The sequence below is a fragment of the Streptomyces sp. P1-3 genome, assembly GCF_050613155.1.
In the GTDB taxonomy this organism is placed as follows: Bacteria; Actinomycetota; Actinomycetes; order Streptomycetales; family Streptomycetaceae; genus Streptomyces.
In genome coordinates this window covers 433,688-456,586 of the sequence record NZ_CP192512.1, presented here as the reverse complement: position 1 = coordinate 456,586, position 22,899 = coordinate 433,688, and the positions used below count along the sequence as shown (strand labels likewise).

Here is a 22,899-nt window from a genome sequence, read left to right as displayed (position 1 = left end):
AGAGGAGCCGGTGGTGAAGGGAGGGGCCGGTGGTGAAGGGGGCCGGGGCGGTCAGGACGTGGTGGCGGGCTTCAGCGGGCGCAACGTGCTCATGATCTTCTCGACGACCGCGTCCGGCAGCTCGTCCGCGACGTTCTTGGCGGCGTACAGCACCCAGACCGCGTAGTCCCCGTTGATGTCGGTGTAGGCGACGGCGTAGGCCTTGCCGTCGCTGTCGCACTTGTTCTTCTTCGGCACGCCGGTGACCGTGGCCGAGGAGACATAGCCCGTGATGCCGTGGGCGCTCCGGAACGGCTTGGGCGCCGTGACCTTGAGATCGCCCTTCTGGTCCTGGTCGAACCCGGCCAGCGCCCAGTTGCCGGCCTCGACCCGGGCGGCCTCGGCCTCGTTCTTCGCCCCCTGCGCGCCCTTGGTGCCCACGCCCGCCAGGGAACTGGTGGACTTGGAGCCGTCCTTCTCGACGGTGCACCACTTGTCCTTGAAATACGCGGGGGAGGACATGCTCACCAGGGGCTTGCCGTTGTCGTCCGCGAAGCCGGTCGACCACGACGGGCCCTTGACCTTCCAGTCGGCGGGCACGTCGAAGGCGTTGTGCCGCTTGCGGTTCACCACGACATCCCAGCCGGGGAGGACCGCCTTGACCTCGCCGTCGGCGCCGGTCTGGCCGTTGTCCCCGTCCCCGTCCGCGTCCGAGCCGCCGGTGTCCTCGCCCGGTTCCGGCCGGTCGGAGGCGGACGACGGGGCGGAGGGCCGCGCGGCGCCCTTGGCCTCGCCCTTGCCGTCGTCGTCCTTGCCCAGCACCAGGACACCGGTCACCACCGCCGCCGCGATGACGGCGGCCGCGGTCACGATGGCGATGGTGGCGGTGCGCTTGCCGCCGTTCCGGGGAGGCTCGGGGGAGCCGGGCGGGCCGGCCGGGGCCTTCCAGTCCGCCCGCGGCTGGTCGTACGGCTGCTGTCCGGGCTGCTGGTAGGGGTTCTGGCCGGCCGGCTGCTGATACGGGTTCGGCTGGTGGCCCGGCTGCTGCTGGTAGGGGCCGCCGGGCTGCTGGTACGGGTTCGGCTGCTGCTGTCCGAGCTGCTGGTACCCGGACTCCGGGTACCCCGGCTGCTGATACCCGGGCTGCTGGTACGGGTTCGGCTGCTGCGGGTTCTGCTCGCCCCCGGGCGGCTGCTGTCCTGGCCACATGGCAGGTAACCCTAAAGGGGCCGGCGTGGCGCTGCCATGCCCGGCCTTCCCCACACTGGCTACCCGCTGGTAACTTTCCGGTATGTCACAGACTCAGCCCCAGACCCAGACGTCGATCGGCGAGATGCTCGCCGCCACGGTGCCCATGGTCCGCACCCTGAACCTGGAATTCCTGGAGACCTCGACCGAGCGCGCCGTACTGCGTCTGCCCGACCAGCCGGACTTCCACAACCACGTCGCCGGCCCGCACGCGGGCGCGATGTTCACCCTTGCCGAGTCCGCGAGTGGCGCCATCGTCCTCGCCGCCTTCGGCGATCAGCTCTCCCGCGCCGTCCCGCTCGCCGTCAAGGCCGAGATCGGCTACAAGAAGCTCGCCAAGGGGCCGGTCACCGCCACCGCCCAGATCGGCCGGCCGGTCGCCGAGGTGGTCGCCGCACTCGACGCCGGAGAGCGCCCCGAGTTCCCCGTGAACATCTCCATCACCCGCGAGGACGGCGCCGTCACCGGCGAGATGACCATCGTCTGGACGCTGCGCCCGAACAGCTGACACCTCACCAGCCCCACCCGCCGCTGCCCGCCGCACCGCCCGTGCCGCGGGCAGCGGCATGTCCGCCACCGCCGCGAATTCGCGGCGCGTCGGCCCTTGCCGTCACCGTTCGTAGGCCAACACTGGACACAGCGCGACATCGCGCGGTTCCGCACCTCTTCCGCACCTCTTCCCCACCTCGCAGGAGACATAGGGAGTGACGGCCCATGCCCGAAGCAGTGACCCGAAGGTCCGCGATCCGACTCCTGGGCGGGGCGATCTCCGTCGCCGCGGCCACCGGTGCCTCCCCGGTGGCCGCGGCGGCCCCAGCCCGCCGCCCACTGACCGCCCCCGCCCGCGCCGCGGACATCGCGTCCCTGCTGCGGCGGCTGACACTCGACGAGAAGATCTCCCTGCTGCACGGCGCCGCCGACCCCGCCAAGCTCGGCCAGGCCGGATACCTCCCCGGCGTCCCCAGGCTCGGCATCCCCCCGCTTCGGCTCGCCGACGGGCCCGCCGGCGTACGGGTCACCCGCCACGCCACCGCGCTGCCCGCCCCCGTCCTCCTCGCCTCCGCCTTCGACCCCGAGCTCGCCCGCGCCTACGGCCGCACCATCGGACACGAGGGCCGGGCCCTGGGCCAGGACGTCCTGCTGTCCCCGATGGTCAACCTCATCCGCACCCCGTACGCCGGACGGAACTTCGAGACCTTCGCCGAGGACCCGCTGCTCGCCGCCGACCTGGTGGCCGCCGAGATCCAGGGCATCCAGGCCGAGGGCCTGATCGCCACCGTCAAGCACTACGCCGTGAACAACCAGGAACACGAACGGATGTCGATCGACGTCCGGATCGACGAACGCACCCTGCACGAGACCGAGCTGCGCGGCTTCGAGGCCGCCGTACGGGCCGGGGCCGGTGCCGTCATGGGCGCCTACAACAAGGTCAACGGCACCTACGCCTGCGAGAACCGGGCCCTGCTGACCGACATCCTGCGCGACCGGTGGGGCTTCACCGGCTGGGTGATGACCGACTGGCACGCCGCCCACAGCACCGGCCCCGCCCTGGCCGCCGGTCTCGACATGGAGATGCCGAACGACACCTACTTCGGCGCCGCGCTCAAGACGGCCGTCGTCACCGGGCTCGTACCCCTCGCCCACGTCGACCGCGCCGTGGGCCGCGTGCTGACCGTCCTGGACCGCTTCGGCCTGCTCGACGGCAGCGCGCCGCCCCGGCCCGAGCGCGACCCCGCCGCCGGTGCCCGCACCGCGCTGAGGGTCGCCCTCGCGGGCGGCGTCCTGCTCCGCAACGAGCGCGCCACCCTCCCGCTCACCGGCCCCGCCGCCCGCCACATCGCCGTCATCGGCCCCACCGGCAGCGTCCCCTTCGTCAGCGGCGGCGGCAGCGCCCATGTCGTCCCCGACCGGGCCGACAGCCCGCTGGACACCATCCGGGCCCGCGCCGGACGCGGCGCCCGCGTCACCTACGCCCTCGGCGAGGACCTGTACGGCAAGCCCGTCCCCGCCGCCGCGCTCAGTCCCGCCGTCGACCTGGAGGAGCAGCGGGTGCCCGCCGGCCAGACCTGGAACTACGACGGCACCCTCACGGCCGGCGAAGCCGAGGAGTGGACCTTCGTCCTGCACTACTCCGGCCGGCGTCCCACCGTCACCCTCGACGGCGCCGAACTCTTCCCGCCGATCCCCGGGCTCGGCGAGTACTTCACCGGCGGCCTGGCCGGCACCGCCCCGGACGGCCTCGCCGTGCGCCGCCACACCCGCGACCGGCTCCCCGCGGGCCCGCACCGGCTGCGGATCACCGCCCGGGGCGGCGACGCCGGGCAGACCTTCCGGCTGCGCCGGACCACCGCCGCCACCCGCGCCGCCGACGTCGCTGAGGCGGCCCGCGCCGCCCGCGCCGCCCGCAGCGTCGTCCTGTTCGCGTACGAGGACGCCACCGAGGGCCAGGACCGCACCACCCTCGCCCTCCCCGGCCACCAGGAGGAGCTGATCACGGCGGTCACCGCCGCCAACCCGCGCACCACCGTGGTCCTCAACACCTCCTCCTGCACCGCCATGCCCTGGCTCGCCCGCACCGGCGCCGTCCTGCAGATGTACTACCCGGGGCAGGAAGGCGCGGCCGCCACCACCGCGCTGCTCTTCGGCGACGCCAACCCCGGCGGCAAGCTCACCCAGTCCTTCCCGGTCTCCGACACCCGCCACCCGGTCGCCGGGGACACGCTCCGCTACCCCGGCGTCCTCGGCCGCGAGGAGTACTCCGAGGGCGTCTTCCTCGGCTACCGCTGGTACGACGCGCACCGCAGGGCGCCGCTGTTCCCCTTCGGGCACGGCCTGTCGTACACGACGTTCGCCTACGGCGGGCTCCGGCTGCTGGCCCGCGGCGGCGACGTGGAGGCGACCTTCACCGTCCGCAACATCGGACAGCGGACCGGAGCCGAGGTCGCCCAGGTCTACCTCGGCCCGGCGCCCGGGATCCGGCTGCCCCAGCCGGTGCGGATCCTCGCCGGCTACCGGCGCGTCGAGCTGCGCCCCGGGGAGGCCCGTACCCTCCAGGTGCGCATCACCCGCCGGACCCTGTCCTCGTGGGACACCGCCCGGCACGACTGGGTGGCGGGCACCGGCCGCCGTACCGTCGAGGTCGGTTCCTCCTCCCGCGACCTGCGGCTGCGCGGCTCCGTCGACGTGCCGATGTCACGGTGATGTACCGATGTCCCTCTGGTGCGCAGACGCACCGCTGACGAGGGGAACCGCCGGGTCGATCCAGTAGTCTTCCCCGGGTGTGCGCCCGGATCTGGGCGCACATCGGGGGCTCCAGACAGTCACACGGGGAGGACACGGCGTTGCATATCGAACAGTGGCTGGAGACCGTACCGGCGGTCAGCGTGTACGCGATCGTGGGGGTGGTGATCGGGCTGGAGAGCCTGGGCATCCCGCTGCCAGGCGAGATCGTTCTGGTCACCGCGACGCTGATGGCGTCCTCACAGGACCACATCAACCCGTACATCCTCGGGGCCTGCGCCATCGCGGGCGCGGTCATCGGCGACTCGATCGGCTACATGATCGGGCGCAAGGGCGGGCAGCCGCTGCTGAACTGGCTGGGGCGCAAGTTCCCCAAGCACTTCAGCGCAGACCATGTGGCGACCGCCGAGCGGTCGTTCCAGAAGTGGGGCATGTGGGCCGTCTTCTTCGGCCGCTTCATCGCCCTGCTGCGGATCTTCGCGGGGCCGCTCGCCGGTGTCCTGCGGATGCCCTACTGGAAGTTCGCCATCGCCAACGTCCTCGGCGGCATCATCTGGGCGGGCGGCACCGTCGCGGTCATCTACTCCGTCGGCAAGGTCGCCGAGGACTACCTCAAGAAGTTCTCCTGGCTGGGCCTGGTCGCGGCGCTGCTCTTCGGCCTCGGCTCGCTGGTCATGATGAAGATGCGCGCGAAGAAGGCCGCCGCGGCCCGCGAGGCGGCGGAGGCCGAGGCGCGGTCCGCGCCGGAACCCGCCGCGGAGAGCGCCCCGGCGTCGGTGTCCGCGCGGGACTGACCGCCGAGCCGGGCGCGACCGAGACCTGCGCCCGCGCCCTACACACAGCGATCACCCGGACCGGCCTCGGCTGGTCCGGGTGATCGCCGTTTCGGCGGGCGCATGCGCGGCTGGATGGGGTCCCGAGCCCCGGCGGCCCGACCCGAAGCCGCCCGGCGGCGGTCCGGTCCGGACCGCCGCGGACTCAGGCGCCGGGCGTTACCTCGCGGTGCGCCTCGGCCAGCCCGAGGTACATCGCCGCGTTGAGCTTGATGTGCTCGAGCTCCTCGGCGGTGAGCTCCCGCCTGACCTTGGCGGGCACCCCGGCGACCAGTGAGCCGGGCGGGACCCGCATCCCCTGCGGGACCAGCGCGTGAGCCGCCACCAGCGAGCCCGCCCCGATCCGGGCGCCGTTGAGGATCGTCGCGCCCATGCCGACGAGCACGTCGTCCTCGACCGTGCAGCCGTGCAGGACGGCGTTGTGCCCGACGGTCACCCGTGCGCCGACGCTGACCGGGAAGCCGGGGTCCACGTGCACGGTGCAGTTGTCCTGGATGTTGCTGTCGGCCCCGAGCACGATCGGGCCGCAGTCCGCGCGCAGCACGGCGTGGTACCACACGCTCGCGCCCGCGGCCAGCGTGACGTCGCCGAGGACCACCGACGTCGGCGCCGTGAACGCCCCCGGATCGATCTTCGGCTCCTGGCCGCCCACACCCGCGATCAACGCACTCATCGCCACGCTCGCTCCTCGGATCTCTCAAGGCCGCAGCCCACTCACGTCGCGCCTACGGGCACCGTAGGCGACCGGCGCGGCCGTCGCGCACGGGTGCGGGCAAGATCACAGCACCGGGTCCGGCGCCGAAGCCGCCGTGCGGTGCCGATACGGTGGACGGGTGCCGAAAAACCGGAACGTGTTCTCGTCACTGGCCGCCGCCCGGCGCCGGGCCGTCTCGCGCGCGGTGCACCGCGGCTGGCGGTGGATGCGCGAGGCGGGCGCGGTGACCGCCCAGCGCCCCGGCCCGTACCGCTTCCGCCGTATCGGCACCGGTACGCGGCTGGCGTTCCCGCTGGGCACGGTGTTCGGCGAGGAGTGGATCGAGCTCGGTGAGCACTGCGTCATAGCCGAGCAGGTCACCCTCACCGCCGGGATGATGCCCGGCGTCGACCTCGGCCCCGATCCGGTGCTGCGGCTGGCGGACGGCGTGGTCCTCGGGCGCGGCAGCCACGTGGTGGCCTCCCGGCCGGTCGTGATCGAACGCGAGGTGTTCTGCGGCCCGTACGTCTACATCACCAGCGACAACCACAGCTACGACGACCCCGACCAGCCCGTCGGCAAGCAGTGGCCGCGCAGCGCGCCGGTGACGATCGGCGCGGGCAGCTGGCTCGGCGCCGGCGCCGTCGTCCTGCCCGGCGCACGGCTCGGGCGGAACGTGGTCGTCGCGGCGGGCGCCGTCGTGAGGGGCGAGGTGCCCGACCACGCCGTGGTCGCGGGCGCACCCGCCAAGGTCGTACGGCGCTGGGACCCGCGGACGGGCTGGCAGCCGCCGCTGCGCACCCCGCCGCCGGTGCCCGTACCGGCGGGCATGACCGCCGAGGAGCTACTGGCCGTGGCAGCCCTTGAGGACGCGGCGGCCGACGCGGAGCCCCGGCCGCGGGCGGCCACGGACACCGCCTAGTTCGCGGACACCGCCTAGCCAGTCCACGGACATCGCATAGCGCACGGACACCGCCTAGCCCGCGGTCGCCGGCGGCACCGTTCCGCGGTGCCGGGGCCGTCGAGTCCGAAGCGCCGAGCTGACGAGACGGTCATGACCGCAATGCTCCGCCCGCCCGCTGAGACCGCGCCGCGGCGGCCCCGGAGCTGCTGTTACCTTGGCGCTCATGAGGACCCCGATGGATGCCTTCGACGACGTCCGGCCCGCGATCGAGTGCCTGGATCTGCTGACCGAGCCGGTCGCCGCCGCGCTGCGCGCCTGGACCGGGCCGGTGCCGGTGGACCAGTTGCACTACGTGGACACCGAACCCGAGAAGGCGGACACGGCGGTCCTCGTGGAGAACTACGGCTCGTGGCTGCTGGAGCAGTCCGCCAACTGCGTCGTCGTCGCGGGCAAGCGCGGCGGGGAGGTGACCCTCGCCGCATGCCTGGTCCTCGCGCACACCCGCGCGGATGTCAACGGCGTGGTCCGCCGTCATCTCGGGGCGCGCAAGGCCTCGTTCGCGCCCATGGACACCGCCGTCGGCGCGACCGGCATGGAGTTCGGCGGCATCACCCCGATCGGCCTGCCCGCCGACTGGCCGCTGCTGGTGGACGCCGCCGTCGCCGACGCTCCGTACGCGCTCATCGGCAGCGGCAGTCGCCGGGGCAAGCTCATCGTGCCGGGCAAGGCACTGGCCCAACTCCCCGGCGCCACCGTGCTGGAGGGGCTGGCCGTCTGACGGCGCCGCCGCCACCGACGGCGGTCACCGCCGCGGTGACCGTCACCCGCCGCGTGGCTCCCGGCCCCGGGACAGATCCAGCGACAGCGCGATGGAGTGCTCGGCGAACCCCAGGCCCCGGTACAGCGCCTCGGCGTCCGCGGTCGCGTGCAGATCGACCCGGGTGACGCCCCGCGCCGCGAACCAGTCCAGCAGCGCCTCGGTCGTCGCGCGGGCGTACCCCCGGCCCCGGTACCGGGGGTCGGTGCACACGCTGAAGACGAATCCGAAGCGCCCGGTGGGGTGGCCGGGCGCGGGCAGCCGCTCCTCCAGCCGGCCCACCGCGCAGGCGGCGAGGTGACGATCCCCGCCCGCCGCCTCGCCGTCCACCACGAACGCGCCCAGCACAGGCGTGTCCTGGGCCAGTTGCCGCGCCACCGTCCGCCGCGCGGTCTCCTCCCACGGGCCCGGTTCGTCGCGCCCGCTCATGGCCGCGAACATCAGCCTGCGCAGGCGGACCAGCTCCCCGGCGTCGTCGGGGTCTGCGATACGTATCGTGATCATGGGCGGACGCTAGCGCAGGACGCCGGCGCGGCCCTCCGCTCCGCCGAGGCGGGGTATCTCGATCGCCGGACAGCGGTCCATCACCATGTCCAAACCCGCGTCGCGGGTGCGGTGCCACGCCTCCTCGTCCACCACGCCGAGCTGGAACCACACCGCCTTGGCACCGACGGCGACCGCCTCGTCGGCCACGCCTCCGGCGAGGTCGCCGTTGACGAAGACGTCCACCACGTCGATCTCGAAGGGAACCTCGGCCAGCGAGGCGTATCCCTTCTCCCCGTGCACCGTCTCGGCCTTCGGGTGCACCGGCACGATCCGCTTGCCGTAGCGCTGCAGGACCTCCGCCACGCCGTACGCCGCGCGCCGCTGGTTGGCGGAGAGCCCCACGACCGCCCAGGTGTCGCCGAGTTCCGTGAGGATCCTGCGAACCGTTGCTGGATCGCCGTACATGCCCTGCCTCCCGAGAGGACGAAAACCGACCGTGCTGGGCACAACCGAGTCCCCGCCCCGAAGATTCCCCGCCTCGGGGACGAAGGGGCGCGGTCGCCCTTCGGGATGCGTCGGTCCGAAGCCGGTGGTTCGCTGATGACCAGCACCACCCGACACCAGGGAGTGATCATGGGCGACGCAGGCGAATCGCGTGGCAAGGCCAAGCAGATGCGGGAGAAGGCCCGGGAGACGAAGCAGGCCGCGGAGCGCGCGAAGGACCCGGCGGAGCGCAAGCGGCTCCAGGAGGAGGCCCGTCGGCTGGAGAGCCAGAGCGAGCAGGAGAGCAGCATGGCGGCAGGGGACATCTACCCGGCGGAGTGAGGCGGCCGGGGGCCACCCCGACGCGGGGCACCCCTCCCCGAAAGGCCCGCGCCGGGATCCGGTTGTACGCCACCGGGCGGGACGGCGTCAGTGGGCGGGGCGTGAGGCGCCACCGAAGAGCCTGGCGAGTACCCGGAACGGCAGGGTGACGACGGTGGCGATCGCGTGGCCGATGGCGCGGAGGACATCGGCGATGGCGCTGAACATGGCTACCTCCTCGCTGGGATCACCACCCTCCATCCTCCCTCCGATCCCGATGCGGGGCCGACGTAGGCTGGGGTGATGCAGGAGCGGTACCGGACCGTCGCGCGCGAAGGCGTGCACGAGGTCGAGATCAGCAAGTCGCGCTTCATCTGCGCGCTGGCCCCCGCCGCGACGGAGCGGGAGGCCCAGGACTTCGTCCAGCGTGTCCGCGCCGAGCACCCCACCGCCAGCCACAACTGCTTCGCGTACGTCATCGGCGCCGACGGCGGCGTCCAGAAGGCGAGCGACGACGGAGAGCCGGGCGGTACGGCCGGTGTGCCCATGCTCCAGATGCTGGTGCGCCGCGAGATGCGGTACGTCGTGGCCGTCGTCACCCGCTACTTCGGCGGGGTCAAACTCGGCGCGGGCGGCCTCATCCGGGCCTACGGCGGCGCGGTCGGCGAGGCACTCGACGCGCTGGGCACGGTCACCCGGCAGCGCTTCCGGCTGGCGACCGTCACCGTGGACCACCAGCGGGCCGGGAAGGTCGAGAACGATCTGCGGGCGACCGGCCGGGCGGTGCGGGACGTGCGGTACGCCGAGGCCGTCACGATCGAGATCGGGCTGCCGGAGACGGACGTCGAGGCGTTCGGAGCCTGGCTGGCGGACGCCACCGCGGGCACGGCGACGCTGGAACTGGGCGGCGAGGCGTACGGCGACGCCTGACCGCCGAGCGCCGGATCAGCCGAGCCGCTTGTAGAAGAACCGGATCAGCCGAGCTGCTTGTAGTAGAAGCCGCAGTCGCGGAGCGAACCTCCGGGCTCGGCCGCGTAGTCGGGGACGACGCCGTACCGGGTCCAGCCCGCGGAGCGGTACAGCCCCTCCGCGGTGCTGTCGGCCTCCGTGTCGAGCAGCAGAAGCGTGATGCCGGCCAGGGCGGCCGCCTGCTCGGCGGTGGTGAGGAGCGCGCGGCCCAGCCCCTGGCCGCGGGCCTCGCGGTGCACCATGAGCTTGACGATCTCGGCGCGGTGTCGGCCGGCGGGCATGGTCACCCGGGCCAGCCCGACCGTGCCGACTATGCCGCCGGGCCCCTGGGCGCCCCACACGATGAGGCTGCCGTCGTCCACGGCGGGCTGCCGGGTGCGCCACCAGGCCGCTGCCGCCTCCTGGTCGAACGGGGTGAGGAAGCCGAGGGAGGAGCCGTCGTCCACGGCGTCGACGAGGAGGTCGGCCAGGCTCTTGAGACTGTTGCCGAAGTCGGCGGCGGACAGACGGGTGATCGTGTGCACAGCGGGAGTCCTTCGGTGTGGGTGGGATGTGAGGGGAGCGGTGGTGCGCCTCACGGCAGGACGATCATCACGGCGTAACGGACCGGGTCGGGGCCCGGGCAGCGGAACCGCGAGCGGCCCCAGAGCCGGAAGCGCAGGCAGTCCCCGGTCCGGATCAGATGCACGCCGCCGCCCGCGGTGACCTCCAGGGCGCCTTCCAGCACCCAGATGTGCTGCTCCAGACCGGGCACCGGCGGCCCGTCGTACGCGATGTCCGCGCCCGGCCGCAAAAGGCCCTCGACGACCTCGCCGCGCAGACCGGGGTGGGGTGGGGACACCGACCGTCTGGTGAAGCCCGAGGCCTCGTCCCGCCACACCGTCTGCCGGTCGGCCCGGACCAGCTGCGGCGGCTCCGCCTCCACCTCGGCCAGCACCTGCGACATCGTCCGCTCGTACGCCGCGCACAGCCTGCCCAGCAGCGCCGCCGTCGGGCTGATCTCGGCCCGCTCCAGCCGCGACAGCGTCGAACGGCTCACGTCGGCGCGCCCCGCCAGCTCATCCAGCGACCAGCCGCGCTCCGCCCGCAGCTCCGCGAGCCGAGCCGCCAGACGCGCCTCGATATCTTCTCCCATATTCGGGATGGTATCCCGAATATGGGAAGCGGGGAAGGGGGTGAGTGTCTAGGTCGGCCACTGTCCTAAACCGGTCTTAGCGTGGCCGCGCCCCCCCCCCCGCAGAACAGGACCGACGACCACCATGACCAGTACCACCGCCCGGACGGCGAAGATCAAGTGCGCGGCCTTCTGGGGCCATGACGGCAAGGCGCTCGCGGACTTCTACGCCGCCGCCCTGGGCTGGAAGGTCACCCAGACCTTCGGCGACAGCGCGGCGATGATCAGCGACGGCACGACCACGTACGTCTTCTACACCGCCAAGAGCTTCACCGCGCCCAACTGGCCCGAGGACGAACTCGTCTTCCACCTGGACCTGGCGTTCGACGATGTCGCGGCCGCCGAGGAGCGCCTGCTCTCGCTCGGCGCCACCAAGCCGGACCACCAGCCCGGCGGCAAGCACTGGACGGTGCTGCTGGACCCCTCCGGGCAGCCCTTCTGCATCAGCGCCGCCTGACCGGCCGGCCTCGGTTCCGCCTGGCCGACCGGCAATGGTTCCGTCTGACCGAAAAGGGAGGTCGGCGACCGAGCGGGCGGCCGGGGGCATTACGGTGTCTCCGGCAGCCGGAGGGCCTCCGGCAGCCGGGCGGGCAGAGGAAGGGAACAGATGCGGGTCGGAGCGGCGCGGTGAGGATCCTGCACACCTCGGACTGGCATCTGGGCAGGTCGTTCCACCGGATGAGCCTGCGGGACGCGCAGCGCGACGTCATCGCCCACCTCGTCCGCACGGTCCGGGAGGAGCGCGTCGACGCCGTGCTCATCGCCGGCGACGTCTACGACCGCGCCGTACCGCCGCTGGCGGCCGTCGAGCTCTTCGACGACGCCCTGCACCAGCTCGCCCACCTCGGCGTACCCGCCATCCTGATCTCCGGCAACCACGACTCCGCCCGCCGCCTGGGCGTCGGCGCCGGGCTGATGCGGCGCGCCGGCGTCCACCTGCGTACCGACCCCGCGGCCTGCGGCACGCCCGTGGTGCTCTCCGACGACCACGGCGACGTGGCCTTCTATGGGCTGCCGTATCTGGAACCGGCCCTGGTGCGGCGGGAGTTCGGCACCCCGCGGGGAGGGCACGCGGCGGTCCTCGGCGCCGCCATGGACCGGGTCCGGGCCGACCTCGCCACGCGGCCCCCGGGCACCCGTTCCGTCGTCCTCGCACACGCCTTCGTCACCGGCGGCGCCCCCAGCGAAAGCGAGCGCGACATCAGCGTCGGCGGCGTCGCCTCCGTGCCGCTGGAGGTCTTCGACGGCGTCGACTACGCCGCGCTCGGCCATCTGCACGGCTGCCAGGCCCTCAGCGAGCGGGTCCGGTACTCCGGCTCCCCGCTCGCGTACTCCTTCTCCGAGGCCCGGCACCGCAAGAGCATGTGGCTGGTCGACCTCGGCGCCCGTGGCGAGCTCGCCGCCCGGCGCGTCGACTGGCCCGTGCCCCGGCCGCTGGCGCGGCTCCGCGGCCGACTGGCGGACCTGCTGGCCGACCCGGAGCTCGAGGCCCACCGGGACGCCTGGGTCGAGGCCACCCTCACCGACCCCGTCCGGCCGCACGAGCCGATGGCCCGGCTCTCCGCCCGCTTCCGGCACGTGGTCAGCATCGCCTTCGAGCCCGAACGCGCCCCGCAGGACCCGGGCGGCTCGTACGCCCAGCGGCTGCGCGGCCGCACCGACCAGCAGGTCACCGAGGACTTCGTGGCCCACGTGCGTGGCGGCCACGGCCCGGACGCCGCCGAGCGCGCGGTGCTCACCGGCGCCCTGGACGACGTACGCCTCGCCGACACCCTCGGCGAGGCGGCCCGATGAGGCTGCACCGGCTGGCCGTCACCGCCTTCGGCCCGTTCGCCGGCACCCAGGAAGTTGACTTCGACGAGCTGTCCACCGCCGGGCTGTTCCTCCTGCACGGCCAGACCGGCGCGGGCAAGACCTCCGTACTGGACGCCGTCTGCTTCGCGCTGTACGGCACGGTGCCCGGCGCCCGCCAGGCCACCGGCCTCAGCCTGCGCAGCGACCACGCCGACCCGCACACCCGCACCCAGGTCGTGCTCGAACTCACCGTCGGCGGGCGGCGGCTGGAGCTCACCCGGTGCCCCCAGCAGCAGCGCCCCAAGAAGAGCGGGCGCGGCTGGACGACCGAGAAGGCGCACAGCGAGCTGCGGGAGCTGGCGGCCGACGGCACCTGGCAGGGGCTCAGCCGCTCCCACCAGGAGATCGGCGAGGAGATCACCCAGCTGCTGGGAATGAGCCGGGACCAGTTCTGCCAGGTCGTCCTGCTGCCGCAGGGCGACTTCGCCCGCTTTCTGCGCGCCGACGCCGAGGCCCGCGGCAAGCTGCTGGGCAGGCTCTTCGACACCAGCCGGTTCGCCGCCGTCGAGGACCGGCTCGCCGTGCTGCGCCGGGACGCCGAGAAGCAGGTGGTCACCGGCGACGAACGGCTGCTGGCGCTTGCCCACCGCATGGCCCAGGCCGCGGGCGACAACGCCGACCTCAGGCAGCTGGGGCTGTGGGACGCCACCGGGCCGGCGGTCCCCGACCAGCGCACCTCCTCGCGGGCGCGCACCAAGCCCGTCCGCACGGCCAAGGCCGGCGGCCGCGCCGCCCCCGCACCCGGCGAGCCCGGGCTGGCCGACACCGTCCTGGAGTGGGCGGCCGTGGCCCGTACCGCCGCCCGGGAGCTGCGCGACATCGCCGCCGCCACCGCGCACACCGCGGAGGCCGCCCACCGTGCCGCCGGTGAGCGGCTGGAGGCCGTACGGGACCTGGACCGCCGCCAGCGTCGGCACACCGACGCCCGGCGGCGCGCGGCCGAACTGCACGCCCAGCGCGGCGAGTCGGAGCAGCTGCGCGACCGGCTGGAGCGGGCGCGCGCCGCCGCGGCCGTAGCCCCCGCCCTGGACCTGCGGGACAGCGCCGAACGCGACCAGGGCGCCGCCGCCACCGCCGAGCGGACCGCCCGCGCCCAGCTCCCGCCGGGGCTGGCCGACGCGCCCGGCGACCGGCTCGCGGACGCCGAACGGCGGCTGCGCGAGGACCTCGGCCGGCTCGCCGCCGCCCGCCGTGCCGAGCAGCGCGCCGACGCCATCGGCGCCGAGGTCTCGGCCCTGGACCGGGAGGCCCGCGCCGACGAGGAACTGCTCCAGGAAGCCGCCGACTGGCTCGCCCAGTGGGAGCCGACCCGCCAGGCCCACCAGCGGCGGATCGACGAGGCGGACGCCGCGGCCGCCCGCGCCGACCAGCTCGGCGACCGCGTCGGCCCCGCCGAGGCACGTCTGGAGGCGGCCTGGGAGCACGACCGCCTCACCCTCGAGGCCCGCGAGGCGGAGGAGGCGCTGCTGCACGCCCGTCAGGAGGCCGCGACCGCGCGCGAGCGGTGGCTCGACGTCAAGGAGCGGCGGCTGCGCGGCATCGCCGCCGAACTCGCGGCCGGGCTGCGCCCCGGCGAGCCCTGCGCGGTGTGCGGCTCGGCGGACCACCCGCGGCCGGCCCGTCCCGGGGCCGGGCATGTGGACCGGACCGCGGAGGAGGCGGCACTGGCCGCGACGGAGCGGGCCGAGTCGCTGCGCGCGGAGGCCGAGACGCGGCTGGCGGCCCTGCGCGAGGCACTCGCGGCCGCCGAGGCGGGCGCCGGCGGCGCCACCGCCGGCGCACTCGCCCGCGAACTGGACGAACTGCGCGCGGCGTTCGGCACGGCACGGCGGGAGGCGGCGGCCGGACACGCCGCCCGCGAAGCGCTCGCGCACGACGAGCGCGAGTACGAGCGCCGCCGCGCGCAGGCACAGGAGGCCGAGCGCCGCGCCGCCGCCCGCACCTCCCACCGCGAGGCCCTGGTGCGGGAACGGGAGGGGCTGGAGGAGGAGCTGGCCCAGGCCCGGGACGGCGCCGCCGCGGTGGCCGAACGCGCCGCCGTGCTGGAACACCGCGCCCATCTGCTCGCCGAGGCCGTCGAGTCGGCGCGTACCGCCCAGGCCGCCGCCGAGCGGCTCAAGGACGCCGACGCGGCGCTGGCCGACGCCGCGTACCGCGCCGGGTTCCCGACCCCGCAGGCCGCCGCCGACGCGATGCTGCCGGCGGACCGGCAGCACGCTCTCCAGCAGCGGCTCGACCAGTGGCAGCGCGAGTCGGCGGCGGTCGAGGCCGAGCTGTCCGACCCCGCCGTCGCGGCGGCCGGGGCACGGCCCCCCGCCGATCTCCCGGCCGCCGAGGCGCTGGCGGAGGCGGCCACCCGGGCGCTGCGCGAGGCCTCCGCGAAGGACGCCGCCGCCCGGACCCGCTGCGCGGAACTGGACCGGCTCTCCGCACAGGCCGTCGCCGACGCGCGGCGGCTCGCCCCGCTGCGGGTGGCCTACGACCGGGTCGCCCGCCTCGCCTCGCTGGCCGCGGGCACCTCCGCCGACAACGAGCGCAAGATGCGGCTGGAGTCGTACGTACTGGCCGCCCGGCTGGAGCAGGTGGCGGCAGCCGCCAGCGCCCGTCTCCAGCACATGTCGTCAGGGCGCTACACGCTGGTCCACTCCGACGAGCGCACCGGCGGCCGCCGCGCGGGCCTGGGCCTGCACGTCATCGACTCCTGGACCGGCAGCGAACGCGACACCGCCACCCTTTCCGGCGGCGAGACGTTCTTCGCCTCGCTGTCCCTGGCCCTCGGCCTCGCCGACGTCGTCACCGACGAGGCGGGCGGCACCCGCCTGGACACGCTCTTCATCGACGAGGGCTTCGGCAGCCTGGACGAGCAGACCCTGGACGAGGTCCTGGACGTCCTGGACTCCCTGCGCGAGCGGGACCGGACCGTGGGCATCGTCAGCCACGTCGCCGACCTGCGGCAGCGCATTCCCGCCCAACTGGAGGTCGTCAAGCGCCGGACGGGCTCGGTGGTCGCGCACCGCACGCCCGGCTGACGGGCGGGCGGCAACAGGCGGAAGGTCAGGAGGAGATCGCCCGCCGGGCCAGCGGTGAGGAGTACACCACGCTCGTCGTCACCGAGCCGAGCGCGCCGATCCGCCCCGTCACCTGCTCCAGATGCCGCATCGAGCGCGCGGCGACCTTGATGACGAAGCAGTCGTCCCCGGTGACGTGATGGGCCTCCAGGATCTCCGGTGTGACCGCGATCAGATCGTGGAACGGCTTGTAATTGCCGTTCGGGTACCGCAGACGCACGAAGGCCAGCACCGGCAGCCCGAGCCGCTCCGGGTCCACCACGGCCGTGTACCCCGCGATGACGCCCGCCTCCTCCAGCCGCCGGACCCGCTCGGTCACCGCGCTCGCGGACATGTTCACGGTGCGGGCCAACTCGGCGAAGCCCGCCCGGCCGTTGGCCTGCAGAGCGTCGAGAATCCGCCAGTCAGTGGCGTCAGGGGAATACCCGGTCATGAGCGCTGTCTAGCAGGGGAATCCCCGGCCGAGCAACGCATCCGCCGGGGATCATCGGTTCACGCGGCCCTCGGCCGACCGTAGATTCTTCCCCATGAACACCACATCGCCGCAGGTCACCGCCGTTAACGCCATCAGCCCGGTGCTCGCCACCCCGCCCGCGGCCCCCGCCGAGGCGGTGGCCTACTTCGCCTCCCGCCTCGCCTTCCACACGGACGTGGCCGATGTGCACGCGTCCCTCCAGGCGGGCGATCCCGGGTTCGCCGTCGTGGACTCGCGCAGCACCGCGGCCTGGGACCAGGGGCATGTGCCCGGCGCCGTCCACCTGCCGACCGCGCTGATCCCGGGGGAGGCCGCGGGGCTGCTCGACCCGGCCGTGCCCGTCGTCGTGTACTGCTGGGGCCCCGGCTGCGACGGCGCCACCCGCGCCGCGCTCGCGCTGGCCCGGCAGGGCTACCAGGTCAAGGAGATGCTCGGCGGCATCGAGTACTGGATCCGCGAGGGATACCCCGTCGAGACCTGGGAGGGGACCGAACAGCGCCCGGCCGACCCCCTCACCGCGCCCGTCGGCGCCGCCGACTGCGGCTGCTGAGCCAACCCCCGTGCCACCCCGTGCCGGTGTGGACCATTCCGTACGTCGGCGAGGTACCGATCCGGTACCGTGACCGCCATGCCAGCACTCAACATCGAGTTCACCGACGAAGAGCTCGCGGCCATCCGTGAGGCCGCGGCAGCCGATGGCAAGAGCATCAAGGCGTATGTGCACGACCTGTCGGTCCGTGAGCAGCAGCGGCGGGTCTTCGTCCAGCACGCGGTGAAGTTCTGGAACGACCACATCGACGAGTTCGACGCCGCGTTTCCGGAGGAAGTGCCTCCCACCGGCCGTGGCGCCGCGGCCTGATGAAACTCCGCATCGATGTCCCCTGGCTGCTGGGGGTGCAGGAACAGAAGCTGTACGACGAGCCCGCCGTCCACGATTACACGGCGCTCGCCGCCGCGGCCTCGCGGCACGCCTTCGACGTGACCCGGTTCGACCACGAACCCGACGCCGCCTGGCGCGCGGCGGCCCTGATGCACACCCTCGTCCGGCTCCAGCCGCTGCCCGCGCGCAGCAGCCTCTACGCGTGCATGGTGGTCGTCGCCTACATGGCCGCCGCGGGTGAGGGCATAGACCCGCCCTACGGCGCCATCGTGGATCTCGCCCGCGACATCAAGGAATACCGGGTGGAGGTCTACGAATGCGCCGACCGCATCCGCGAATGGCGGATCTGAGCGGAACGCGACGGGGCCCGGCCTCCCCCCAGCCCTTCGGGCATGGGAGGTACCCCCACGGCCGCCGGGCCCGTCGCCCACGTGTGACATACGGTCAGAGGGCCGACAGCTCCGCCACCAGATCGTCGAGGCCCAGTGACCCCTGCGACAGCGCCGCCATGTGCCACCGCTTCAGGTCGAAGCCCTCGCCGTGCCGCTGCCGCGCCGCCTCCCGGCCCGCCAGCCAGGCGCGTTCGCCCAGCTTGTAGCCGATGGCCTGGCCCGGCATCCCCAGATAGCGCACCAGCTCGCTCTCGATGACGTCCGCCGGCCGGCTGCAGTGCGTGCCGAAGAACTCCTGCGCCAGCTCCGGCGTCCACCGCTCACCGGGATGGAACGGCGAGTCGGCGGGGATCTCCAGCTCCAGATGCATGCCGATGTCGATGATCACCCGCAGCGCCCGCATCATCTGCGCGTCCAGGTACCCCAGCCGCCGCTCGGCGTTCTTGAGGAAGCCCAGCTCGTCCATGAGCCGTTCCGCGTAGAGCGCCCAGCCCTCGGCGTTGGCGCTGACGATGCCGACCGTCGCCTGGTAGCGGGAGAGCCGATCGGCGACATGCGCCCACTGCGCGAGCTGGAGGTGGTGCCCGGGCACGCCCTCGTGGTACCAGGTGGAGACCAGGTCGTAGACCGGGAAGCGGGTCTCACCCATGGTCGGCAGCCAGGTGCGGCCGGGGCGGGAGAAGTCCACCGACGGCTGGGTGTAGTACGGTGCCGCCGCGCTGCCCGGCGGCGCGATCATCGACTCGACGCGCCTGACCCGCTCGGCCAGGTCGAAGTGCGTGCCGTCCAGCTCCTCGATCGCCTCGTCCATCAGCCCCTGGAGCCAGACGCGGATCTCCTCGACGCCCTCGATCGCCTCGCCGTGCGTGTCGAGGTGGCGCAGCGCCTCCCACGGGGTGGCTCCCGGCAGGATCTTCGCCGCCTCGGCGCGCATCTCGGCCAGCAGCCGGTGGAATTCGGACCAGCCGTACGCGTACGCCTCGTCCAGGTCCAGGTCGGTGCCGTTCCAGTAGCGCACCCAGCGGGTGTAGCGCTCGCGCCCCACCATCTCGGGCGCGCCCTCGACGCCCGGCCCGTACACGTCGCGCAGCCAGTCGCGCAGCTCGGTGACGGCCCCGGTCGCCAGGGCGGCGGCCGCGTCCAGCTCGGCGCGCAGCGCGTCGGGGCCACCCGCCGCGAACTGCGCGAACCAGCCGCCGTCCGTGCCGATCCACTCCGTCAACTGCCCGATGACCGTGGACACCTGGCGCGGTCCCGCGGGCAGGCCCAGCTCCAGGCCCTTGGCGAGGGAGGTACGGTAGCCCGTCAGCGCCTCCGGTACGGCCCGCAGCCGCTCCGCGATGGCGGCCCAGTCCTCCGCGGTCTCCGCCGGGGTCACGGTGAACACGCCGCGCACGGCGTGCGCGGGGGAGTGCAGATTGCTGACCGCGCGCAGCGGCTCCCGCGCCTCGTGTACGGCCAGTTCGGCGGTCAGCCGCTCGCGTAGCAGCCGGGCGCAGCGCCGTTCGGTGTCGCTGTCCGCGCCGGGCCGCCCCTCGGACTCGGCGAGCCGCGCCAGGGTGGTACGGGCCAGGTCGGCGAGGGCCTCGCTCCCGGTGGGGGAGAAGTCCGGCAGCCGCCGGGAGGATTCGGGTACCCCGAGGTAGGTGCCGGTGATGGGGTCGAGTTCGATGAGCGCGTCGACGTAGGCGTCGGCGACCTGCCGGGGCAGCAGCACGTTCTTGGTGTCGGACATGCGGTCATCTTCGTACGCCGGGGTGAGGCACGTCATCACCGCCTGGGTGGACACGCCTGACGGCGGGCCTTGGTGGACGTGCCCGGTGGGGCGGCGCCGGAGGCCGGGGCGCCGCCCCACCAGCAGGGGACCGTGCGGGGGTCAGGTACCGGCGTGCGGTGTCGTGGCGGGCACTGCCGCGGCCTGGTCCGGCACCGGTGCGAGGCGAGCGGTGATGACGAGCGTGCCCTCCTCGATCTGGTAGTCCAGCGGCAGGCCGAGGCCGCGCATGGCCGCGACCATGCCGGTGTTGGCGGACCGGGTGACCACGTACACGCTCTCGCAGCGTGCCTCACGGGCCAGCTCCACCAGCCGCCGCAGCAGTTCGGAGCCCACCCCGCGGCGCTGCCACGCGTCCTCCACCAGCAGCGCGATCTCGGTCTCGTCGCCGTCCCACAGCAGATGGCCCAGCGCCACCAGCCGCCCGGAGCCGGTGTGGGCGGCCAGCGTGCGGCCGAAGCGGGGGCTGAGCAGGTGGCCCAGGTAGCGGTCCGCGTCGCCGACCGGGCCGTGGTAGCGCCGCGCGAGCGTGTCGGCCGAGCAGCGCTCGTGCATCGCCCGCGCCTCGGCCAGGTCGCCGGTGCCGGCACGGCGTACGGTGATCTCTTCGCCCTCGGGCAGGGTGAGGACGTCGCTGCGGTGCGGGATCCGCGGGCCCAGCCGGGCGTCCAGCTCCACCAGCGCGCGGGCCCGTGCGAACTCGGTGGGAGTGAACGGCAGATACGGCCGCTCGATGGAGATCACCCCGCCCGATGGGTCGCGCAACCGCATCACCGTCTCCTCCAGTACCCCTTCGACCGGCGGGATGCCGTCAGCCGGCGGACGCCCGGTGACGTCCTTCGCGGGCCGGGAGCGGATGGTGCAGCGGCCGAGCAGCTGCCGCAGCGCGAGGGGCAGTTCGGCGGCGTCCAGCGCGGTACGGGTCGCCAGGTTCAGCACCCGGGTGGGGGCGTCCACCAGGTCGTGCGGATCGGCCCGCTCCAGCCAGGTCCCGCTGCCGCCCGCGTCGGCGACGGCACGGGTCAGCTCGGCGGGCTGGAGGGACGCCGGAACGCGCAGCAGGAACTCGTCGACCGTGCCCTCGGCCAGCGGGTGGGTCTGCAGGGTGAGGATGTCCACGCGCTCCTGCGCGAACGCCGCGCACAGGGCGGCGAGACTGCCCGGCTCGTCCCGTACCGTCGTACGCATCCGCCACAGCGCGGAGCCGCTGTCCGCGGCCCGCGCCGTGGCGCCGGTATCGGATGTGGGCACTGGAGGCGCGTGCCTGTGCCGTCGGGACCACCAGGTGTGGAATCCGGCGGTGGCCAGCAGCGTCACGGCGGAGAGCAGCAGCAGCTCCGGCCCCTCGGGGCCGTGCGCGATCGTGTTGGCGACGGCGTCGGCCACGGCCACGGCCGTGAACAGCGCGGCGAGCTCGACCAGGTCGTGCCGCCAGTGGTGGCGGCGACGGTGGGTGTACGCAGAACTCTGTTCAGTCATACCCCCACCTTGGACCAAGGGTGTTGCGTGATCACGAACATACTGTGTCCGATGAGTTAAGGACGCTTCTGCTCGCTTACCGCCCGGTTTAATCCGATACTTAACCAAGTGGCTCTTCAATCACGTGCTCAACCACTTCCGGCCCTGCTCGACCGGACGGGCGGCGGGCTCACTGCCCGACGCGTCCCGGCTGGAGCACCTTGGTGAACAGCACCGCCCCGCCCACCTCGCGCAGCCGGACCGTCAGCTCCCCGCTGTCCCCGTCGATGGCCGCCTCGCCGTAGAACTGGAAGCCCTCGGCGGGGGAGACGTTCGCGCGGGTGGGCGCCTTCACATACGGCTGCTCGGGGCCGAAGGTGCCATCCAGCTTCCCGGCGGGGAACGCGCCCGCGTTCAGCGGCCCGGTCACGAACTCCCAGAACGGGGCGAAGTCCGTGAACGCCGCCCGCGACGGGTCGTAGTGCTGGGCGGAGGTGTAATGGACGTCCGCCGTCAGCCAGACCGTGCCGGTGACCCGCCGGTGCTTGATGAACCGCAGCAGCTCGGCGATCTGCAGCTCGCGGCCGAGCGGCGCGCCCGGGTCCGCCTGCGCGACCGCCTCGAAGTCCGTCTCCCCGTCCGGCACGACGATGCCCAGCGGCATGTCGGAGGCGATCACCTTCCATACGGCCCGCGACCGCGACAGCTCCCGCTTGAGCCAGGCCAACTGCTCGGCGCCGAGGATGCCCTGGGCGTCGTCGGGCTGCCGACCCGGCGAGTTCGCGTTCCGGTACGTCCGCATGTCCAGGACGAACACGTCCAGCAGCGGGCCGTGCCGCAGCACCCGGTACATCCGGCCCTGGCCGTCGGGGCGGAGGGTGCCCACGGGGAAGTACTCGCCGAACGCCCGGCGCGAGCGGGCGGCCAGCACGTCCACCCGCTTCTCGGTGTAGCGGGCGTCGGTGAGGATCTCGCCCGGGTACCAGTTGTTGACCACCTCGTGGTCGTCCCACTGGACGATGGACGGCACCTGCGCGTTGAAGCGGCGCAGATTCTCGTCCAGCAGGTTGTACCGGAAGTTGCCGCGGAACTCGTCCAGGGTCTCGGCGACCTTCGACTTCTCCGGCGTCGTCAGATTCCGCCACACGCCGCCGTCCGGCAGGGCGACGCTCGGCGCGATCGGCCCGTCGGCGTAGATGTTGTCGCCGCTGCACAGGAAGAAGTCCGGGTCCAGGCGGCGCATCTCCTCGAAGACCCGGTAGCCGCCCAGGTCGGGGTTGATGCCCCAGCCCTGTCCTGCCAGGTCGCCCGACCACACGAACCGCACGCTGTGGCGGCGGGCCGGAGCGGTGCGGAACGTGCCGTACGCCGGCTCCGAGGCGCGCCGCGGGTCGTCCGGGTCGGCCAGCAGGACGCGGTAGTGGATCTGGGTGCCCGGCGGCAGGCCGCGCAGCGCGGTGGTGCCGGTGAAGTCGCTTCCCGGGCCCAGCAGCGGGCCGTCCCAGCGCCGCGCCCGGGCGAAGGACTCGGTCGCGGAGGTCTCGACGACCATCCGGGCCGGGCGGTCGGCGCGCACCCACACCAGTCCCGAACCGGTCGTCACATCGCCCACCTGGACGCCCCACTGGGCGCGGGGCCGCCCCGCCAGGGCCTGGGCGGGCGCGGCGGCGGCCGGCGAGGGCAGCGCCGGCAGCGCCAGCGCGGCGGACGCGGCGGCCGAACCCCGCAGCACCGCGCGCCGGCCGACGCGCTCCCCGGACTCCCGGGATCCCTCGGACTCCCCGGGCGCCCTGGACTTTTCGGACGCCCCGGAATCCAGCGCCATGGAGAACCTCCTGCTCGTGATGGTC

Annotated in this window: 24 protein-coding genes; 13 read left to right on the top strand and 11 right to left on the bottom strand. The window is 73.8% G+C overall.

What is annotated here, in order from left to right:
• Positions 1-51: 51 nt before the first annotated feature.
• Entirely contained in the window at positions 52-1,188 is a 1,137-nt protein-coding gene (locus tag ACQUSR_RS01745) for a hypothetical protein (RefSeq protein ID WP_431040740.1), read from the bottom strand.
• An 82-nt stretch (positions 1,189-1,270) separates the two neighbouring features.
• Between ACQUSR_RS01745 and ACQUSR_RS01740 the strand changes: the two genes are divergently transcribed.
• The 3 genes from ACQUSR_RS01740 (at position 1,271) to ACQUSR_RS01730 (ending at position 5,261) form a co-directional block, all read left to right on the top strand.
• The gene (locus ACQUSR_RS01740) at positions 1,271-1,735 is read left to right on the top strand and encodes a DUF4442 domain-containing protein (protein ID WP_431040739.1); all 465 of its coding nucleotides are present in this window, start codon (positions 1,271-1,273) and stop codon (positions 1,733-1,735) included.
• 206 nt (positions 1,736-1,941) lie between these two features.
• The gene (locus ACQUSR_RS01735) at positions 1,942-4,428 is read left to right on the top strand and encodes a beta-glucosidase family protein (protein ID WP_431040738.1); all 2,487 of its coding nucleotides are present in this window, start codon (positions 1,942-1,944) and stop codon (positions 4,426-4,428) included.
• A gap of 140 nt (positions 4,429-4,568) precedes the next feature.
• A complete protein-coding gene (locus ACQUSR_RS01730) occupies positions 4,569-5,261 on the top strand; it encodes a DedA family protein (protein ID WP_431040737.1) in 693 nt (230 codons plus the stop codon).
• A gap of 184 nt (positions 5,262-5,445) precedes the next feature.
• On the opposite strand, the gene ACQUSR_RS01725 is transcribed toward ACQUSR_RS01730, so the two are convergent.
• Complete coding sequence (locus tag ACQUSR_RS01725) at positions 5,446-5,973, bottom strand: gamma carbonic anhydrase family protein (RefSeq protein WP_431040736.1); 528 nt, start codon at positions 5,971-5,973, stop codon at positions 5,446-5,448.
• Positions 5,974-6,133: 160 nt separating this feature from the next.
• Here ACQUSR_RS01725 and ACQUSR_RS01720 point away from each other — a divergent pair, with 160 nt between their 5' ends.
• Positions 6,134-6,916, top strand: coding sequence for an acyltransferase (locus tag ACQUSR_RS01720; RefSeq protein ID WP_431040735.1), 783 nt, complete (start codon positions 6,134-6,136; stop codon positions 6,914-6,916).
• Positions 6,917-7,121: 205 nt separating this feature from the next.
• On the top strand, positions 7,122-7,676 hold the full coding sequence (locus ACQUSR_RS01715) for a YbaK/EbsC family protein (protein WP_431040734.1): 555 nt from the start codon (positions 7,122-7,124) through the stop codon (positions 7,674-7,676).
• A 42-nt stretch (positions 7,677-7,718) separates the two neighbouring features.
• On the opposite strand, the gene ACQUSR_RS01710 is transcribed toward ACQUSR_RS01715, so the two are convergent.
• Both ACQUSR_RS01710 and ACQUSR_RS01705 read right to left on the bottom strand, forming a co-directional pair.
• Entirely contained in the window at positions 7,719-8,219 is a 501-nt protein-coding gene (locus ACQUSR_RS01710) for a GNAT family N-acetyltransferase (RefSeq protein ID WP_431040733.1), read from the bottom strand.
• A 9-nt stretch (positions 8,220-8,228) separates the two neighbouring features.
• Positions 8,229-8,666, bottom strand: coding sequence for a CoA-binding protein (locus ACQUSR_RS01705; RefSeq protein WP_431040732.1), 438 nt, complete (start codon positions 8,664-8,666; stop codon positions 8,229-8,231).
• Between the two features lie 168 nt (positions 8,667-8,834).
• Here ACQUSR_RS01705 and ACQUSR_RS01700 point away from each other — a divergent pair, with 168 nt between their 5' ends.
• Positions 8,835-9,026, top strand: coding sequence for a DUF6381 family protein (locus tag ACQUSR_RS01700; protein ID WP_431040731.1), 192 nt, complete (start codon positions 8,835-8,837; stop codon positions 9,024-9,026).
• Positions 9,027-9,113: 87 nt separating this feature from the next.
• Here ACQUSR_RS01700 and ACQUSR_RS01695 read toward each other — a convergent pair whose 3' ends face one another.
• Positions 9,114-9,233: an LPFR motif small protein gene (locus ACQUSR_RS01695; protein ID WP_431040730.1), complete on the bottom strand. Its 120-nt coding sequence runs from the start codon at positions 9,231-9,233 to the stop codon at positions 9,114-9,116.
• 75 nt (positions 9,234-9,308) lie between these two features.
• On the opposite strand from ACQUSR_RS01695, the gene ACQUSR_RS01690 reads away from it, so the two are divergent.
• On the top strand, positions 9,309-9,935 hold the full coding sequence (locus ACQUSR_RS01690) for a YigZ family protein (protein ID WP_431040729.1): 627 nt from the start codon (positions 9,309-9,311) through the stop codon (positions 9,933-9,935).
• 44 nt (positions 9,936-9,979) lie between these two features.
• Here the strand turns inward: ACQUSR_RS01690 and ACQUSR_RS01685 are convergent, their stop codons facing one another.
• Both ACQUSR_RS01685 and ACQUSR_RS01680 read right to left on the bottom strand, forming a co-directional pair.
• Positions 9,980-10,498 carry a GNAT family N-acetyltransferase gene (locus ACQUSR_RS01685; protein ID WP_431040728.1) on the bottom strand — a complete coding sequence of 173 codons (519 nt, stop codon included), beginning with the start codon at positions 10,496-10,498 and terminating at the stop codon, positions 9,980-9,982.
• Between the two features lie 50 nt (positions 10,499-10,548).
• The gene (locus tag ACQUSR_RS01680) at positions 10,549-11,109 is read right to left on the bottom strand and encodes a helix-turn-helix domain-containing protein (RefSeq protein ID WP_431040727.1); all 561 of its coding nucleotides are present in this window, start codon (positions 11,107-11,109) and stop codon (positions 10,549-10,551) included.
• Positions 11,110-11,233: 124 nt separating this feature from the next.
• Here ACQUSR_RS01680 and ACQUSR_RS01675 point away from each other — a divergent pair, with 124 nt between their 5' ends.
• From ACQUSR_RS01675 to ACQUSR_RS01665, 3 genes are all read left to right on the top strand, one after another.
• Positions 11,234-11,605 carry a VOC family protein gene (locus tag ACQUSR_RS01675; RefSeq protein WP_431040726.1) on the top strand — a complete coding sequence of 124 codons (372 nt, stop codon included), beginning with the start codon at positions 11,234-11,236 and terminating at the stop codon, positions 11,603-11,605.
• 170 nt (positions 11,606-11,775) lie between these two features.
• Positions 11,776-12,942 carry an exonuclease SbcCD subunit D gene (locus tag ACQUSR_RS01670; RefSeq protein WP_431040725.1) on the top strand — a complete coding sequence of 389 codons (1,167 nt, stop codon included), beginning with the start codon at positions 11,776-11,778 and terminating at the stop codon, positions 12,940-12,942.
• Positions 12,939-16,031, top strand: a complete 3,093-nt coding sequence (locus ACQUSR_RS01665; protein ID WP_431040723.1) for an AAA family ATPase — start codon at positions 12,939-12,941, stop codon at positions 16,029-16,031. Before ACQUSR_RS01670 ends, ACQUSR_RS01665 begins: the two co-directional genes overlap by 4 nt.
• A 25-nt stretch (positions 16,032-16,056) precedes the next feature.
• Here the strand turns inward: ACQUSR_RS01665 and ACQUSR_RS01660 are convergent, their stop codons facing one another.
• Positions 16,057-16,503 (bottom strand): Lrp/AsnC family transcriptional regulator, encoded by a 447-nt coding sequence (locus tag ACQUSR_RS01660; RefSeq protein WP_431040722.1) that lies wholly within the window; start codon positions 16,501-16,503, stop codon positions 16,057-16,059.
• A gap of 94 nt (positions 16,504-16,597) precedes the next feature.
• On the opposite strand from ACQUSR_RS01660, the gene ACQUSR_RS01655 reads away from it, so the two are divergent.
• From ACQUSR_RS01655 to ACQUSR_RS01645, 3 genes are all read left to right on the top strand, one after another.
• Positions 16,598-17,095 (top strand): rhodanese-like domain-containing protein, encoded by a 498-nt coding sequence (locus ACQUSR_RS01655; protein WP_431040721.1) that lies wholly within the window; start codon positions 16,598-16,600, stop codon positions 17,093-17,095.
• 78 nt (positions 17,096-17,173) lie between these two features.
• The gene (locus tag ACQUSR_RS01650; RefSeq protein ID WP_431040720.1) at positions 17,174-17,404 is read left to right on the top strand and encodes a hypothetical protein; all 231 of its coding nucleotides are present in this window, start codon (positions 17,174-17,176) and stop codon (positions 17,402-17,404) included.
• Positions 17,404-17,775 (top strand): toxin Doc, encoded by a 372-nt coding sequence (locus tag ACQUSR_RS01645; protein WP_431040719.1) that lies wholly within the window; start codon positions 17,404-17,406, stop codon positions 17,773-17,775. Before ACQUSR_RS01650 ends, ACQUSR_RS01645 begins: the two co-directional genes overlap by 1 nt.
• A gap of 94 nt (positions 17,776-17,869) precedes the next feature.
• On the opposite strand, the gene ACQUSR_RS01640 is transcribed toward ACQUSR_RS01645, so the two are convergent.
• The 3 genes from ACQUSR_RS01640 to ACQUSR_RS01630 all read right to left on the bottom strand — a co-directional run bounded on the left by ACQUSR_RS01640 (position 17,870) and on the right by ACQUSR_RS01630 (position 22,874).
• Positions 17,870-19,552: a DUF885 domain-containing protein gene (locus tag ACQUSR_RS01640; RefSeq protein ID WP_431040718.1), complete on the bottom strand. Its 1,683-nt coding sequence runs from the start codon at positions 19,550-19,552 to the stop codon at positions 17,870-17,872.
• A gap of 141 nt (positions 19,553-19,693) precedes the next feature.
• Positions 19,694-21,070, bottom strand: a complete 1,377-nt coding sequence (locus ACQUSR_RS01635; protein ID WP_431040717.1) for a GNAT family N-acetyltransferase — start codon at positions 21,068-21,070, stop codon at positions 19,694-19,696.
• A 169-nt stretch (positions 21,071-21,239) separates the two neighbouring features.
• On the bottom strand, positions 21,240-22,874 hold the full coding sequence (locus ACQUSR_RS01630; protein WP_431040716.1) for an alkaline phosphatase D family protein: 1,635 nt from the start codon (positions 22,872-22,874) through the stop codon (positions 21,240-21,242).
• Positions 22,875-22,899: the final 25 nt, after the last annotated feature.